This window comes from Ramlibacter sp. (assembly GCF_041916345.1).
GTDB lineage: Bacteria > Pseudomonadota > Gammaproteobacteria > Burkholderiales > Burkholderiaceae_C > Ramlibacter.
The window spans coordinates 67,854-82,856 of the sequence record NZ_JAYRZR010000002.1; the positions used below are offsets into that span (position 1 = coordinate 67,854).

Annotated in this window: 13 protein-coding genes; 3 read left to right on the top strand and 10 right to left on the bottom strand. The window is 70.6% G+C overall.

Going from position 1 to position 15,003, the window contains the following annotated elements:
• Positions 1-5: 5 nt before the first annotated feature.
• The 4 genes from ACE3T5_RS00915 to ACE3T5_RS00930 are packed head-to-tail and all read right to left on the bottom strand — an operon-like array spanning position 6 to position 4,078.
• Complete coding sequence (locus ACE3T5_RS00915; RefSeq protein WP_374663454.1) at positions 6-986, bottom strand: FAD:protein FMN transferase; 981 nt, start codon at positions 984-986, stop codon at positions 6-8.
• Positions 967-3,165, bottom strand: a complete 2,199-nt coding sequence (locus ACE3T5_RS00920) for a PepSY domain-containing protein (protein ID WP_374663456.1) — start codon at positions 3,163-3,165, stop codon at positions 967-969. Before ACE3T5_RS00920 ends, ACE3T5_RS00915 begins: the two co-directional genes overlap by 20 nt.
• A 10-nt stretch (positions 3,166-3,175) precedes the next feature.
• Positions 3,176-3,652 (bottom strand): DUF2271 domain-containing protein, encoded by a 477-nt coding sequence (locus tag ACE3T5_RS00925; protein ID WP_374663458.1) that lies wholly within the window; start codon positions 3,650-3,652, stop codon positions 3,176-3,178.
• A gap of 33 nt (positions 3,653-3,685) precedes the next feature.
• Positions 3,686-4,078: a PepSY domain-containing protein gene (locus tag ACE3T5_RS00930; RefSeq protein WP_374663460.1), complete on the bottom strand. Its 393-nt coding sequence runs from the start codon at positions 4,076-4,078 to the stop codon at positions 3,686-3,688.
• A gap of 250 nt (positions 4,079-4,328) precedes the next feature.
• On the opposite strand from ACE3T5_RS00930, the gene ACE3T5_RS00935 reads away from it, so the two are divergent.
• Positions 4,329-5,624 (top strand): M20/M25/M40 family metallo-hydrolase, encoded by a 1,296-nt coding sequence (locus tag ACE3T5_RS00935; protein ID WP_374663462.1) that lies wholly within the window; start codon positions 4,329-4,331, stop codon positions 5,622-5,624.
• Between the two features lie 21 nt (positions 5,625-5,645).
• On the opposite strand, the gene ACE3T5_RS00940 is transcribed toward ACE3T5_RS00935, so the two are convergent.
• On the bottom strand, positions 5,646-6,368 hold the full coding sequence (locus ACE3T5_RS00940; protein ID WP_374663464.1) for a glutathione binding-like protein: 723 nt from the start codon (positions 6,366-6,368) through the stop codon (positions 5,646-5,648).
• A gap of 32 nt (positions 6,369-6,400) precedes the next feature.
• On the opposite strand from ACE3T5_RS00940, the gene ACE3T5_RS00945 reads away from it, so the two are divergent.
• Positions 6,401-7,090, top strand: coding sequence for a hypothetical protein (locus ACE3T5_RS00945; RefSeq protein WP_374663466.1), 690 nt, complete (start codon positions 6,401-6,403; stop codon positions 7,088-7,090).
• A 39-nt stretch (positions 7,091-7,129) separates the two neighbouring features.
• Here ACE3T5_RS00945 and ACE3T5_RS00950 read toward each other — a convergent pair whose 3' ends face one another.
• The 5 genes from ACE3T5_RS00950 to ACE3T5_RS00970 form a co-directional block, all read right to left on the bottom strand.
• Complete coding sequence (locus ACE3T5_RS00950) at positions 7,130-8,404, bottom strand: acyl-CoA dehydrogenase family protein (RefSeq protein ID WP_374663468.1); 1,275 nt, start codon at positions 8,402-8,404, stop codon at positions 7,130-7,132.
• A 21-nt stretch (positions 8,405-8,425) separates the two neighbouring features.
• Positions 8,426-9,529 carry a phosphotransferase family protein gene (locus ACE3T5_RS00955; protein ID WP_374663470.1) on the bottom strand — a complete coding sequence of 368 codons (1,104 nt, stop codon included), beginning with the start codon at positions 9,527-9,529 and terminating at the stop codon, positions 8,426-8,428.
• 19 nt (positions 9,530-9,548) lie between these two features.
• Entirely contained in the window at positions 9,549-10,268 is a 720-nt protein-coding gene (locus tag ACE3T5_RS00960; RefSeq protein ID WP_374663472.1) for a Crp/Fnr family transcriptional regulator, read from the bottom strand.
• Between the two features lie 87 nt (positions 10,269-10,355).
• Positions 10,356-11,135: an oxepin-CoA hydrolase, alternative type gene (locus tag ACE3T5_RS00965; RefSeq protein ID WP_374663474.1), complete on the bottom strand. Its 780-nt coding sequence runs from the start codon at positions 11,133-11,135 to the stop codon at positions 10,356-10,358.
• Positions 11,135-12,655 carry a 3-hydroxyacyl-CoA dehydrogenase gene (locus tag ACE3T5_RS00970; protein ID WP_374663476.1) on the bottom strand — a complete coding sequence of 507 codons (1,521 nt, stop codon included), beginning with the start codon at positions 12,653-12,655 and terminating at the stop codon, positions 11,135-11,137. Before ACE3T5_RS00970 ends, ACE3T5_RS00965 begins: the two co-directional genes overlap by 1 nt.
• Before the next feature lie 91 nt (positions 12,656-12,746).
• Here ACE3T5_RS00970 and ACE3T5_RS00975 point away from each other — a divergent pair, with 91 nt between their 5' ends.
• Positions 12,747-15,002 (top strand): hypothetical protein, encoded by a 2,256-nt coding sequence (locus tag ACE3T5_RS00975; protein ID WP_374663478.1) that lies wholly within the window; start codon positions 12,747-12,749, stop codon positions 15,000-15,002.
• Position 15,003 lies beyond the last annotated feature (1 nt).

Genomic DNA, 15,003 nt, shown 5'->3' on the forward strand with positions numbered 1-15,003 from the left:
GCCGCTCATCGCGACTGTGCACGCGCCGCGGCGAAGCGCCCCAGCCCGACCTCCCTCACGCCCTCATCGTCGCGCAGCAGGAAGAGGACATCCATGCCCATGCGCTGCGCCAGCGCCGGCCCGTCGTCCGGACCCGCCACCAGCAGGGCCGTGGCCCAGGCGTCGGCGCGCATGCAGGTGCGGGCCAGCACGGTGACCGATGCCACCGTGTTCTTCACCGGCGCGCAGCGCAGCGCGTCCATCGTGTGGGCCAGGCGCTGTTCGCCAATGGCCAGGAAGCGCCGGTAGTCGCCAGACGTGGCCACCGACAGGTCCTGCAGTTCGATCACGCCGCGCACCGCACGCCGGCCCGCCTCCGGGCTTTCGACCGCCACGGACCACGGCGACCCGCCGGCCTGGCCGCCCAAGGCGCGCAGCTCGCCGTCCAGCGCGGCCAGGGCGTGGCGCACGCCGTGCCGCTGCAGCACGGCGGCCATGCGATCCACCCCGTAGCCCTTGGCGATGCCGCACAGGTCGACCTGCAAGGGCAGCGTCTTGCGGGCGCGCCTGGCGGGCCGGTCCAGGTCCAGCGCCTGGCGGGCCGCCCGCGGTGTCGCGTCGCGCGCCGCGCGAACGGCCTGGGCATCGGGTTGGTCGCGCACGGCGCCGAAGCCCCAGGCATCGACCAGGGCGCCCACGCACGGGTTGAAGGCGCCACCGCTCTGGTCATGGACATCCAGCGCGCACGCCAGCACCTCCACCATGTCGGAAGGCAGATCGACCCAAGTGCCCACGGGGGCGTGGTTGAGGCGCACGAGATCGCTGTCCGGCTTCCACGGCGACATCTGGGCATCCACCTGCTCGACAGCCGCCGACAGATCCGCCTGCAGGGCGGCCAGATCTGTCGCGCCGTCGGCATCCAGGTGAACGGACCAGCGCGTGCCCATGGTCGGCCCGTTCAGCACGGTGCGCCGCCAGGTGGTGGCGTCAGAAGATGTCTTCGGCATAGCGCTCCCTGGCTTTGAGTTGGGCCACGCTCAGGTTCAGGGGCGCCAGCAGGGCATCCAGCGCCTCGGCCACGCCCTGCGCCATGGCGCGGCTGCCGCACACGCGCACCAGGGCGCCCTGGGCGAGCAGGTCGCGCACGCGGTCGGCGTCACGCCGCAACGCGTCCTGCACGTAGCCGCCGCCTTCGGGCACGCGCGAGAACACCGTGCGCAGGCTGGTCAGGCGGCCTTCCTGGAGCCAGCCCTGGACTTCGTTGCCGAAGTAGAAGTCCTGCGCCGGATCGCGTCCGCCAAAGTACAGGTGCATCGGGCTGTGCCGGTCGTTGCGGCGGATGAAGCCGGCAAGCGGCGACACACCGGTGCCGGCACCGATCAGCAGCACAGGCCGCCGCGTGCGTGGCAGCGCAAAGCCCGGATTGGGCCGGATGAAGGCCGTGACGGGCTCACCCACCTTCAGGCCGAGCAGGTGCGAGGAGCACAAGCCGCCCGGCACCTGGCGTACGCAGAGGGCGACGAAGCCGTCTTCCCAACCCGACGCCAGCGAGTAGTAGCGCGGCACGGCCGAGCCCGGCGGCACGATGCCGATGAGATCGCCGGCCGCGAACCGGGCCAGGCCGTGGCGGCTGCCAGGGCTCTGTGACGGCCAGGTGAAGCGCAGGATCGATGCGGGCTGCTCGCTCGCGCCGGGATAGTCCTCGCGCGAGGCCAAGGTCAGCGTCACCGTCGGCGGGACGCGCGGCACGTGCGCCAGCACCAGGCCCTCGCCCAGCGCCTGGGCCAGGGCCTCGCCCCAGCGCGCGAACTGCTGGCTCGACTGCTGGTGGATGCACTCCAGCGGCAGCAGCGCGGGCCACCCGCGTTCGCGCAGCATGTGGTCCAGCGCCACCGCGAAGGCGCAAAAGGCGGGGAACTGCCGGTCGCCGAAGCCGAGCACCGTGACCGGCACGGACCCGGCAGACTGCTTCGCGATCTGGGCCAGGGCCTGGCTGGCGTGGGCCGGGGCCTGGCCCTCGCCATAGGTGGCGGCCAGCACGAAGACCTGCCGGGCTGCCGGCGTGGTGCGGAAGTCCTCCAGCGCGGCGGTGTGCACCCGGTGGCCGTTGCGGGCCAGGGCATCATGCAGCGTCTGCGCGAAGCCCCAGGTGCTGCCGCCCTCGCTGGCCACGAAGATCAGGATGTCGGCCTGTCCCACCGGCACGTTGCCGGTGATGCGGGGTGCGAGGCCACGTGCCTGCCACCAGATGAGAAAGCCCGACAGCCAGAACACCAGCACGCTGGCGCCGGTGAGGCCGAGGACCGCGGCCCACAGCCAGGCGGCGTTGCCGGTGTGCAGCACGAGGGCCCAATCGTTGACGCGCTGGGCCCGCGTCGCGTCCTGCCAGGCCAGCATGCGGCCCGAGTGGCGGTCGATCCAGCCCTGGCCCTCTACGGTGGCGATCTTCCAGGTGTCCTCGGGGTCCGTGGCGCTCGGGAAGGTGAGCTTGCGCAGATCGCCCACGGTCATGCCTTGCAGCGCCGCCAGCTGAGCGGCAGGCACGGCAGGCTGGGCCGTCACGATGGAGGCCACCTCGGGCTCCGCGCGGGCGTCGAGTTCCACCAGGCCCAGGGTCGACGCACTGAGGGTTAGCGCCGTGAGCGATGTCAGGGCGAGCACGACCAGCACCACCCGACCGGCGACGACGTGGATGCGCTGGGGCAGGGTGCCGCGCACGCGGCCGGCCAGCCGCCGCCAGCCGCCCATGCGGCGAACGAGCAGCACCAGGGCGGACACGCAGAGCAGGCCCATGACGAGCGCCGTGGCCGCTGCGCCCCAGCGACCGGCATCCCCGAGCAGGAGCGAGCGGTGCAGGTTCTTGATCCAGCGGGGCAGCACCGTGGCCTGCCACGGGCCCAGCACGCGGCCGTCGGCCGGGTCCACGTAGCTGGCCTGTGGCTGGTCGCCGGCAAAGCCGTAGACCACGATGGCCCCCGATGGCAGGCGGCGGATCTCTTCCGCGCCGGAGACGCTGCGCGACACGCGCTCCACGAGCGTGGCCACGGGCAGGTGGGCCGCTGCGGTGGGTGCCTCCCAGGCCTGGCGGACCGGGTCGATCGCCAGCAGGGCGCCGCTCAGGCCCAGCAGCACCGTCAGCGTGCCGACGGTCAGGCCCAGCCAGCTATGGATGCCTTTCCAGCCCATGCCCATCACGTCACTGGAGCTGGAAGCTCGCCGACTGGATGTACTGCTTGCCGGCCTGCGGCTTGCCGGCCTGGCTCGCGCTCAGCGGAATGCGCACTTCCGACGGGCTGTCGCGCATGTCTTCCACGGCCGCGTCGATGCGGATCTCGTAGCCTGCGTCGATCAGCGCATCGGCCAGGTCGGCGGTGACCTTGAGCGTGCGGCCTGCGCCGACACTGGCACCCGTGACACCATCGAGCCGCCTGGCATCCTGTGCCGAGAGGCGGTTCCAGTCGGCCAGGTGCTTGTGGTACTTGGCCTTGCCGCCGGCGACCCACAGCGTGCGGACATACGTGCCCTTGGCGTCGGTCAGGTAGGCCGCTAGGTAGGCGCCGTTGCCGCCGTAGTTCTTGAGCTGCGCGGTCAGCGTGACCGGGCGGCTGTGCGACACGGCGGGAAGGCCCAGCGCACAGGCGGTGGCCAGGATGGTGAGGAGCGGTCTGGACATGGTGAGGATCCTTGTGAATGAGGGTGATCGGATCTAGCGGCGCGGCCCGGGCTCGGGCGACGGCGCGGAGGCGGCGTTCGATGGCGGCGGCCGTCCTGCGCGCGCGGCACCGTCGTGCTCGTGATCGCGTGCCCGTTCCCGCAGCCCCTCGCCTGACTTCAACTTCAGCACGGCCAGCGTCTCCGGGTCGAGCCGGGCCTTGAAGCTGCGTCCCTGGGCGTCGGTGCCGCTGATCTCGTAGCAGCCGTCGTCGATCTTCAGTCGCTGGATCTGCCAGCCCTTGGCGGCTGCCGCCTGCCGGACGGCCTCACGCGACTGCCACCGGCCCAGCGGCGCCTCGCAGTCGGGGCCGGCCCAGGCCGGCAGGGTTGCGAGGGCCATGGACGCGAGCAGCACGCCGTGGCGGGAAGAGGGGGGATGGCTCATGGCAGGGCTCCTTCGGCATTGAGCTGCGGGCGGCGGCTGCGTGCCGTGTCTGCAGGTCTGTTGAAGGGCATTGTGGGCCGGCCCCACTGCCTGCGACCTGAACGGCGCAGTCATCTCCTGTTCAGGATCAAGCAGAGGCCACGCGGTGCCGGGTGGCGGCCGTTTCGAGCCCGTGCACGGCGCCAGACGCCCCTGTGCGCGGGCTCCGGGCGCCTGTATGCTGCGTTCTCCACGGATGAGGAGAACACCGATGCACACCCCCTGGTCCCGGCGCGCGCTGCTCGCGACCGCATTCACCAGCCTGCTGTCCCTGCCGCCAGCCTTGTGGGCCCAAGGCGCGGACGCGGCCGTCCAGCGCGCCGCCGCCGAGCAGAAGCAGCCCTTGCTGGACACGCTGAAGGCGTTCGTCTCCATCGAGACCGGCAGCCGCGACATCGAGGGCATCAACCGCGCCACGGACCTGCTGGCCAGCAAGCTGCGGGCATTGGGCGGCGACGTGGCCTTCATCGAGCCCTCCGAAGCCACGACCTACCGCATGGCCGACACGCCGCCCAAGCCGGGGCGCATGGTGCGCGCCACGTTCAAGGGCAGCGGCAGCAAGCGCATCCTGCTCATCGCCCACATGGACACCGTCTACCTCAAGGGCATGCTGGAGAAGCAGCCCTTCCGCATCGACGGCAACCGGGCCTACGGCCTGGGCATCTCCGATGACAAGCAGGGCGTGGCCATGGTGGTGCACGTGGTCGCCCTGCTCCAGTCGCTCGGCTTCAACGAGTACGGCACGCTGACCGTGCTGGTCAACTCCGACGAGGAGATCAGCTCCCCCGGCTCGCGCGAGGCGCTGAGCGAGGCGGGCGCCCAGCATGACGCGGTGCTTTCCTTCGAGGCGACCCGCGCCGAAACCGACAAGCTGTCGCTGGCCACCAGCGGCATTGCCTCGGTGGAGCTCAAGGTGGAAGGCCGGGCCTCCCACGCCGGGGGCGCGCCGGAGCGCGGCGTGAACGCGCTCTATGAACTGTCGCACCAGATCCTGCAGATGCGGGACCTGTCGGAGCCGCAGGTGGGCCTCAAGCTGAACTGGACGATTTCGCAGGCCGGCACCAACCGCAACGTCATTCCCGCCCATGCCACCGCGCAGGCGGACGTGCGGGTGCTGCGCGTGGCCGACTACGACCGTATCGAGGCCAGCGTCCGCGAGCGGGTGAAGAAGCAGCTGCTGCCGGATGCAAGGATCACCGTGAACTTCGAGCGTCGGCGGCCGCCCCTGGAGGCGACGGAAGCGAGCCGCAAGCTGGCGGCGCATGCGCGTGGCATCTATGCCGAGATCGGCCGCACGCTCGTGATCGACGACCAGCCCGAGGGCGGCGGCACCGACGCTGCCTTCGCCGCGCTGCGCACGCGCGCACCGGTGATCGAGCGCTTCGGCCTGCCGGGCTTCGGCGCCCACTCGGCCGAGAACGAGTGGGTGCTGCTCGATGCCATCGAGCCGCGCCTCTACCTGGCTGCCCGGGTGATCATGGATGTCGCGCGCGGGAAGGGCCTGTAGCGGCCCGCGACGCAGGCCGCCTCAGCGCTTCTCGTACTGCGTCTTGCCGAACAGCACCTCGCGCGCCTTGTCGTCGGTGATCGGCTTGCGCCGATCCGCCAGCACCTGCACGCCGCGCTGCACCGCGGGCCGTGCGGCGATGGTCTCGAACCAGCGCTTCAGGTGCGGGTGCTCGTCGAGCACGATGCCCTGGTTGGCCCAGTTGCGCAGCCACGGGAAGGTGGCGATGTCGGCGATGGAGTACTCGGCGCCGCCCAGCCAGGGGCTCTGCGCGAGACGGCGATCCATCACGCCGTACAGCCGGCGCGCCTCGTTGGTGTAGCGGTCGATGGCGTACTCGATCTTCTGCGGGGCATACAGCCTGAAGTGGTGCGCCTGCCCCAGCATGGGGCCCACGCCGCCCATCTGGAACATCAGCCACTGCAGCACCTCGTACTTCTCGCGGTCGCCCCGCGGCAGGAAGCGCCCGGTCTTGGCCGCGAGATACACCAGGATGGCACCGGATTCGAACAGGCTGATCGGCTGGCCGTCGGGGCCCTGCGGGTCGGTGATCGCCGGGATCTTGTTGTTCGGGCTGATGGCCAGGAAGTCCGGCTTGAACTGGTCGCCGGCGCCGATGTCCACTGCGATCGCTTCATACGGAAGGCCACACTCCTCCAGCATGATGTGGACTTTGTGGCCGTTGGGCGTGGCCCAGGAAAAAACCTGGATCGGGCTGCTCTGCCGGGCGGTGTTTGCTTTCATAATGATCCCACTCTAGGTCAATCCGCCCACGCATGTTCGACCGCCTCCGGAAAGCCTTCACCCGCGACAACAAGGAGCCCGAGGCGCCTGCCTCCCAGATCAGCCATGGGCCGGTTTCCGAGTGGGCGGCCTCGCGCGGCATGACGTTCTCCGCGGCGTCTGCCGGCGGTGCGGTGGCCATGCAGGGCAAGGTGGGGGGCTGCCAGTGGCGCATGGAGATCGGGCGCCCCTCGCGCAAGTACATCGAGGGCGAGGAACTCCGCGCCCGCGCCGAGCTGGGCGTGAACGACGACGTATCGGCCCTGGTGATCAACCGCCCGCTGAAGGACGCGCTGGAGCGGCAGGCCTACAGCATGATCACCGACACGCTGCAGACCACGGCAGACCCGAACCTGCCGGAAGAGATGCGCTGGCTCGCCATGTACGACGAGGTCGGCTGGGATGGTTTGCCTTCCAACTTCTGGAAGCGCTACGCGATCCTCACGGACCAGCGCGAGCACGCCCTGGCCTGGCTCGACACCGACCTCGCGCGCCTGCTCATGGAATGGCCGCAGCCCGCGCCGGAGCCGCACACCCCGTTCATCGTGGTGCTGATGCGCGGCAAGTGCTACCTGCGCATGCAGTACCACCCGGCGGACACCACGACGCTGCAGCACGCGTCCACCATCTTCACGACCGCGTGCGAAAGCGCCCTGGGCGCCTTCAAGGGCCGCGGGCGCTGAGCGCGCCAGGCCGGCCCGTGCAGGCCGGCCGACGCAGGGTCAGCTGCCGCGCGTGACGGGCACCGAGGCGTCCTTGCCGTAGGCGCCGTACTTGCCCAGTTCCCACTTGGCGATGGCATTGCGGTGCACTTCGTCCGGGCCGTCCGCGAAGCGCAGCGTGCGCGCGCCGGCGTAGGCATACGCCAGCGGGAAGTCATCGGAGACGCCGCCGCCGCCATGGGCCTGCATGGCCCAGTCGATCACCTGGCAGGCCATGTTCGGGGCCACCACCTTGATCATCGCGATCTCGGTTTTGGCCACCTTGTTGCCGGCGACGTCCATCATCCAGGCCGCCTTCAGGGTGAGCAAGCGCGCCATGTCGATCTTGCAGCGCGCCTCGGCGATGCGTTCCTGCGTCACGGTCTGCTGGGCCACCGTCTTGCCGAAGGCCACGCGCGCCAGCGAGCGGCGGCACATCAGTTCCAGCGCGCGCTCGGCCAGGCCGATCAGGCGCATGCAGTGGTGGATGCGGCCCGGGCCCAGGCGGCCCTGGGCGATCTCGAAGCCGCGGCCCTCACCCAGGAGGATGTTGCCCACCGGCACCTTCACGTTCTCGAAGAGCACCTCGGCGTGGCCGTGCGGCGCATCGTCGTAGCCGAACACGTTGAGGTGGCGCAGGATGGTGATGCCGGGCGTCTCGGCCGGCACGACCACCATGCTCTGCTGCGAGTGCTTGGGTGCGTCGGGGTCGGTCTTGCCCATGGTGATGAAGACCTTGCAGCGCGGGTCATTCGCGCCGGAGGTCCACCACTTGCGGCCGTTGATGACGTAGTGGTCGCCCTGGCGCTCGATGCGGGTGGAGATGTTGGTCGCGTCGGACGAGGCGACGTCCGGCTCCGTCATCGCGAAGGCCGAGCGGATCTGGCCTTCCAGCAGCGGCTTCAGCCAGGTGGCCTTGATCGGCTCGGAGCCGTAGCGGGCGATCGTCTCCATGTTGCCGGTGTCCGGCGCGGAGCAGTTGAAGACCTCGCTCGCCCATGGCACGCGGCCCATGATCTCGGCCAGCGGGGCGTATTCCTGGTTGGTCAGGCCGGCACCGTGATAGCCCGAGGCCTGGGCGGTGTCGACCGGCAGGAACAGGTTCCACAGGCCCGCCTCACGCGCCTTGGGCTTGAGGTTCTCGATGGTCGCCAGCGGCTTCCAGCGGTTGCCGGCCGCGGTGTTCGCGGCCTGCTCCTCCTTGTACGCCTTCTCGCTGGGATAGACGTGGTCATCCATGAACTTCTGCAGGCGGGCCTGCAGTTCCCTGGTCTTGGCGGAATACTCGAAATCCATGGGGACTCTCCTTCGTGTGCGTCAGGCCTTTTGGGCGAATGTCCAGGCCAGTTCGGCCATGGGCCGCGCGCCGGCGGCCGAAGCGGCCGCCTGCGCGCTGGATGCGGTGCCCGCCTCGACCCGCTTGGCAATGCCTTGCAGGATGGCGGCGATGCGGAACAGGTTGTAGGCGAGGTAGAAGTTCCAGTCGGCCTTCAGCGCCTCGACGGTGCCGAAGCCGGTGCGCTCGCAGTAGCGGCGCATGTAGGCGTCTTCCGAGGGGATGCCCAGCGCGGCCAGATCCAGGCCGCCGATGCCACGCCCCGGATGCGGGATGTGCCACGACATGCAGTGGTAGCTGAAGTCCGCCAGCGGGTGGCCGAGCGTGGACAGTTCCCAGTCGAGCACGGCCACGATGCGCGGCTCGGTCGCGTGGAACATCACGTTGTCCAGGCGGTAGTCGCCATGCACGATGGAGACCATGGCCTCGTCGCGCGCGGCCGCCGGGATGTGCGCAGGCAGCCAGTCGAGCAGGCGCTCCATCTCGGGGATGGGCTGCGAGAGCGGGCCGGCGCCATCGGCGGAGGCCTTGTACTGCTTGCTCCAGCGGCCGATCTGGCGCTCGAAGTAGTTGCCGGGCTTGCCATAGTTCGCGAGGCCGCGCTCGGCGAACTTCACGCTGTGCAGCGCGGCGATCACCCGGTTCATCTCGTCGTAGATCTCGGCACGCTGGGCCGGCGTCATGTCGGGCAGGGCCTGGTCCCACAGCACGCGGCCCTGCATGCACTCCATGATGTAGAAGGCGCGGCCGATGATGGACTCATCCTCGCACAGGCCCAGCATGGCGGGCACGGGGACATCCGTTCCGGCGAGGCCGGACATGACGGCGAACTCGCGCTCGATGGCGTGCGCGGAGGGCAGCAGCTTCGCCACCGGGCCGGGCTTGGAGCGCATCACGTAGCTGCGCCCTGGGGTGTCGAGCCGGTAGGTGGGATTGGACTGGCCGCCCTTGAACATCTGCACGGACAGCGGGCCTTCGAAGCCGGCGATGTGCTGGTGCATCCAGGCGGTGAGCGCGGCGGTGTCGAATGCGTGCTGCGCCGAGACGGGCCGCGTGCCGATGAAGTGGTCGTAGGTGTCGCTCATGGGGTCGGTACGTGGGCGATCAGTTGTCGGCCTCGACGATGCGCGACAGGGCGTCGCGGTTGCGCACGACCAGGCCGCCGGGTTCGATGCGGATCACTTCCTCGCGCTCCATCGACTTCAGTTCCTGGTTGACGCGCTGGCGCGAGGCGCCCAGCAGCTGCGCCAGCTCTTCCTGCGCGAGCTGCAGGCCGATGCGCACCTCGCGCCCGTCGGCCAGCGAGGGCACGCCGTAGCTGCGCACCAGATGCTGCAGCTGCTTGGCCAGGCGCGCGCGCAGGGGCAGGGTGTTCAGGTCTTCCACCAGGCCGTAGAGCTGGCGGATGCGCCGCGCATGCAGGCGCAGCACGGCCTCGTACAGCTCCACATGCTGCGCGAGGATCTTGCGGAAGTCCCCGCGCGAGACGGACAGCAGTGTCGTGTCGCCATGCGCATAGGCATCGTGGGTGCGCCGGTCGCCGTCGAAGATCGCCACGTCGCCGAACCAGATGCCCGGCTCCACGTACGTCAGCGTCACCTGCTTGCCCGTGATCGAGGTGGAGCTCACCCGCACCGCGCCGCGCGCCACCGCGCTCCATTCTTCCGGCGGGTCGCCGCGTGCGCAGATGAGTTCGCCATCCTTGAACCGTTTGACGTAGGCGCATCGGAGGATGTCGTGGCGGAGGGAGGGCGAGAGGGATGAGAACCAGCGGCCGGCGTTGATTGCCGCCCGTTCCTCAATGGTAAGAATCGGCTCGTCCATGGTCTGTCCTGTGAGTGACTGGCGCTGCGCGCATTGTCACGCGGGGGACCCTGCGCGGCGCACAGGGTTGTCACCTGAGCGGCTCGCCTACTCGTAGCGGGGCGTCTGCCGCGCGAGGAAGGCTTCGATGCCGATGCCGCCGTTGGCGTGATGCAGGTTGCGCACGAAGTGCTGCTGCTCGGCGCGCAGCTGGGCTTCCAGCGGCACCAGGGGCGCCGCGCCCAGCAGCTCCTTCACGCTGGCCAGGGCATTGGGCGCGCGTTCGTTCAGGCGCTCGGCCAGGGCCAGCGCCTCCGTAAGGGCGGTCTGCGCCGGCACCACGCGGTTGACGATGCCCAGCTCGTGCAGGCGCGCGGCGCCGATGGGCTCACCCGTCATCAGCAGTTCGCTGGCCAGCTGGCGCGGCAGGGCGCGGCCCAGGGCCCAGCTCGCACCGCCGTCGGGCGACAGGCCAACCGTCGTGTAGGCCATGACGAAGATCGCGTTCTCGGCCGCGACGATGAGGTCGCAGGCCAATGCCAGCGAAAAGCCGGCGCCGGCGGCCGCGCCCTCGACCGCGGCGATCACCGGCTTGGGGAAGGTGCGGATCGCCTCGATCCAGCCGTGCAGCGCGTCGACCGATGCCGACTGCACCTCCGGCGGCTTGCGCCGGTTGTCCAGCAGCCGTTGCAGGTTGCCCCCGGCGCAGAAGTGCGCGCCTTCGCCGGTGATGATCACGCTGCGCACGTCGGTGTTGCGCTCGGCGGCGTTCAGCGCCTCCACGCCGGCCGCATACATCTCGGGTCCCAGCGCATTGCGGAACTCCGGGTTGCTCAGCGTCAGCACCAGGGTGCGGCCCTGGCTCGCGCTCTTCAATTCGGCCGGCATCAGGCCTCCTCGTGCAGCAGCGAGAGGCCGATGGCCCCGCGGCGGCGCAGCCAGGGGCTGGGGCGGTAGCGAGGATCGCCGTAGACCGTCTGCAAGTTGAACAGAACCTCCAGCACGTTGGCCGGACCGAGCCGGTCGCCAAAGGCCAGCGGGCCCATCGGGTAGCCCAGGCCCAGCGTGACGGCCAGCTCCAGGTCCTTCGGGGTGCAGATGCGCTGCTGGCAGATGTCGGCGGCGATGTTGACGATGGTGGCGAGCACGCGCTGCGTGACGAAACCACCGGAGTCGCGGATCACGCTCACCGCCTTGCCGTCGCGGGCGAACAGCGCGTGGGCGGCATCGCGCATGTCGGTCCGCGTGGCCGGATTGGTGGCCAGCACGCGCCGTCGCGTCGCCTTGTCGTCGACCAGCATGTCGATGCCGATGGTGCGTGCCGGGTCCAGTCGTTCCACCACGGCCACGGTCGTGACGTCGAAGCCCAGCGGCGCGACCAGGGTCAGCGCACGGGGCGAGGGCGACTGGCCGGTCTCGATGGTGGCGCCCAGGTCCTTGAGCAGCTGGTACAGCTCGGAGCGGCGGGTGGCACGGGTCGAGACCCACACCGGCGGCATCTCGGCCACCACCGGCACGGCCGGCTCGGGCGGCAGCTGCGCCTGGCCGTCGACATAGCGGTAGAAGCCTTCGCCGCTCTTGCGGCCCACCACGCCGCCGGCCAGCCGCTGGGCAGTGATCACGCTGGGCCGGTAGCGCGGCTCCTCGTAGTACTGGCGGTAGATCGACTCCATGACCGGATGCGAGACGTCCAGCGCGGTCAGGTCGAGCAGTTCGAAGGGGCCCAGCTTGAAGCCGGCCTGGTCGCGCAGGATGCGGTCGATGGTCGCGCAATCCGCCACGCCCTCGCTGGCGACGCGCAACGCCTCCGTGCCGTAGCCCCGGCCGGCGTGGTTCACGATGAACCCCGGCGTGTCCTGGGCCTGCACGGGCGTGTGGCCCATCTCCCGTGCATAGGCTGCGAGCCCGGCGCAGACCGACGCATCCGTCTTCAGGCCGGCAATCACTTCCACCACCTTCATCAGCGGGACCGGGTTGAAGAAGTGGTAGCCAGCGAAGCGCTGCGGCCGCTGCAGCGCGGCGGCGATGGCCGTCACCGACAGCGACGAGGTGTTGGTGGCCAGCACGGCATCGGGGCCGACGATGGCCTCCAGCTCCTTGAACAGGCCCTGCTTGACATCCAGCCGCTCCACGACGGCCTCCACCACGAGCCCGCAGTCCGCCAGCTCGCCCAGGGTGGCGGCCGGCCGCAGGCGCTCACGGCAGGCCTGCGCCTGCGCAGCCTCCATCCGGCCCTTGGCCACCATGCGGTCCCATTGGCCCGTGATGTCGGCGAGCGCCTTCTCGACGGCGGTCGCCTGGGTGTCGAACAGGCGGACGGTGCTGCCAGCCTGTGTGGCGATCTGCGCGATGCCGCGACCCATGGCCCCGGCGCCGACCACGCCCACGATGCGATGTGTTGTCTCCATGGGACGGGGATTATCCGTGAGGGCACTGCACCACCTGCGTGTCAGCCTTTGGCGTTCCCCGCCGCATCCGGCCTGCCTAGAATGCGGGAACATGCCGACGAAGCCCGCTGCTCAGCTTCCGACTCTCCTGCTTGCCGCGTGCGGGTGCCTGCTGGCCGTGGAGGCCACCGCCACCACGCTCGGCCGGGCACGCGCAGCCGTGCTGATCGGCCGCCCGCTGGACGTGCAGGTGCCTGCCGTGCTCAATGCCGCAGACGGCGCTTCACCCTGCGCCGACGCCGAGGTGTTCCATGGCGACCGCCGCATCGAGCGAGCACCGGTCGTCCGCTGGGAGCCAGGCGCCGGCAGCCAGGGCACGCTGCGGATCCTCACCTCCGTGGCCGTGGACGAACCCATGGTCACCATCTACCTGCGGGTGGGCTGCGGCCAGAGCGTCACCCGCAAGTTCGTGCTGCTGGCCGAGCCTCTGCAGGAGGTGGAGGCCCCGCCGCCGCCCCCGCCCCTGACGCGGACCTTGCCCTTGCAGATTGCCGGGGGTGGGGCCGCCGGCTCCGGTGCGGGGGCCCGACCACTCGACGGCCTGCCGACCGGGGCTGGCGCGCCACCTGCCGGCGACGCGGCTGCGCGGCCGCAAGCGGTGACCGTGCCCCGCGCGGCGCCCCGACTCACGCCCGCACCTGCTCTGGGCGCCGCACCGGCCCGGCCTGCACGCCAGGCCACGGCCGCGCCCAAGACGGCGGAGACCCGGCCGCCGCCGGCGCAACCGCGCCCCCGCCCGCGGCTGAAGCTGGAGCCGCTGGATCTCACCCAGGAACGCGATCCCACCCTGCGCCCGTCGCCGGAACTCAAGGCCGCTCCCACCGAGGACTTGCAGGCCCGGCAGACCGCGGCGGCGCTCTGGGATGTGCTGCGCAAGGCGCCCGAGGACGCCCTGCGTGACGCCCAGCGGCTGCAAGTCCTGGAGCGCGATCTGGATTCGCTGCGCCGCCAGACCGAGCAGAACGCGGCGTCCCTCACCGCCATGCGCGAGCAGGTCGAGAAGGCACGCAACGAGCGCAACATGCTCGCGATGGTCGGCATCGGCCTGCTGGTGCTGCTGCTGGCTGCCGGCGGCTGGCTGGTGATGCGCATGCTGCAGGACCGTCAGGTCCGGCGCGCGCGCTGGTTTGATTCCCAGCGCAGCGACATGGGCTCCCTGGAGGCCCGTGCGCCGGCGCCGACGCGCGCGCCGGTGGACGAAGCACCCAGCGAGGCGACGCCGCTCGCCGCCGAGCCGCCGCGACCCAAGTCCCAGGCCGTCCCTGCGGCGCTGCCGCCGAACCGCGGCCCGCTGTACACGCCGCCACCGCCGCCCGCGCCGCGCAACTCGTTCTGGAACAGCGGCGATGACTTCCAGCCCAGCCAGGGCGGCAGCATCCGCATGGTGGGCGTCGAGGAACTGATCGACATCCAGGACAAGGCCAACTTCTTCATCTCCCTCGGCCAGATCGACCAGGCAGTGGCCATTCTCGAGGCCCACGTGCACGACCAGGTCGAGACAAGCCCGCTCGCCTGGCTGGACCTGCTGGAGCTGTATCACAAGCATGGCCGCCGCGATGACTTCGCGCGGCTGCGCGGGGAGTTCCGCGCGCGATTCGCGGCCGATGTGCCGGAATTCGACGATTTCGACAAGCCCACCGGCGGGCTGGAGAACTACGAGCGGGCCCTGAGCCGCATCGTGGCGCTGTGGCCTTCGCGGAAGGTGCTGGAAGTGATCGAGGAATCGATCTTCCGCAAGCCCGGGCTTCCCGGCTCCGACACCTTCAGCCTCGAGGCCTACCGCGAACTGCTGCTGCTGTACCACATCGCCACCGACGTCGCACCCGCGCACGACGACGACGACGAGGACGACACGATCCGCCGCCCGCGGCCGTCGCCACCGAAGGCCGCAGCGCAGGCCGACTTTGCGCACACCAACCTCGAGCCGCTGAGCGCCGCCGACGAGCAGGAGCTGATGCAGCTCTCGCCCGACCTGCTGCTGGTGCCCCCCACCTCGTCGCGTCTCGGGCTGGACATCGATCTCGGCGGTTTCGACGATGCCGAGCCCATGATGGCCGATGATTTCGGCGGGCTTGAGCTCCTGCCGGCAGAGCCGCCGGCGCCGGCTGCGCCGCGCCCTGAGCCGGCTGCCACGCCGGCCCCGCGGCCCCCGCGGGCCTCGCGCTCGGCGTCGATGGAAGAGGACACCATCCCGATCGAGCGGCATGACGCGTCCCCGAACATGATCGAGGTGGACTTCGACACCGGGTTCTTCGACGACCTCATCGACCAGGACGGCAAGAAGGGCGGCGGCGGCAAGAGCCGCTGAC

Bases quoted from the DNA above. Each gene is read 5' to 3' on its own strand.
- ACE3T5_RS00915 (WP_374663454.1), bottom strand. From the start codon at position 986: ATGCCGAAGACATCTTCTGACGCCACCACCTGGCGGCGCACCGTGCTG.
- ACE3T5_RS00920 (WP_374663456.1), bottom strand. From the start codon at position 3,165: ATGGGCTGGAAAGGCATCCATAGCTGGCTGGGCCTGACCGTCGGCACG.
- ACE3T5_RS00925 (WP_374663458.1), bottom strand. From the start codon at position 3,652: ATGTCCAGACCGCTCCTCACCATCCTGGCCACCGCCTGTGCGCTGGGC.
- ACE3T5_RS00930 (WP_374663460.1), bottom strand. From the start codon at position 4,078: ATGAGCCATCCCCCCTCTTCCCGCCACGGCGTGCTGCTCGCGTCCATG.
- ACE3T5_RS00935 (WP_374663462.1), top strand. From the start codon at position 4,329: ATGCACACCCCCTGGTCCCGGCGCGCGCTGCTCGCGACCGCATTCACC.
- ACE3T5_RS00940 (WP_374663464.1), bottom strand. From the start codon at position 6,368: ATGAAAGCAAACACCGCCCGGCAGAGCAGCCCGATCCAGGTTTTTTCC.
- ACE3T5_RS00945 (WP_374663466.1), top strand. From the start codon at position 6,401: ATGTTCGACCGCCTCCGGAAAGCCTTCACCCGCGACAACAAGGAGCCC.
- ACE3T5_RS00950 (WP_374663468.1), bottom strand. From the start codon at position 8,404: ATGGATTTCGAGTATTCCGCCAAGACCAGGGAACTGCAGGCCCGCCTG.
- ACE3T5_RS00955 (WP_374663470.1), bottom strand. From the start codon at position 9,529: ATGAGCGACACCTACGACCACTTCATCGGCACGCGGCCCGTCTCGGCG.
- ACE3T5_RS00960 (WP_374663472.1), bottom strand. From the start codon at position 10,268: ATGGACGAGCCGATTCTTACCATTGAGGAACGGGCGGCAATCAACGCC.
- ACE3T5_RS00965 (WP_374663474.1), bottom strand. From the start codon at position 11,135: ATGCCGGCCGAATTGAAGAGCGCGAGCCAGGGCCGCACCCTGGTGCTG.
- ACE3T5_RS00970 (WP_374663476.1), bottom strand. From the start codon at position 12,655: ATGGAGACAACACATCGCATCGTGGGCGTGGTCGGCGCCGGGGCCATG.
- ACE3T5_RS00975 (WP_374663478.1), top strand. From the start codon at position 12,747: ATGCCGACGAAGCCCGCTGCTCAGCTTCCGACTCTCCTGCTTGCCGCG.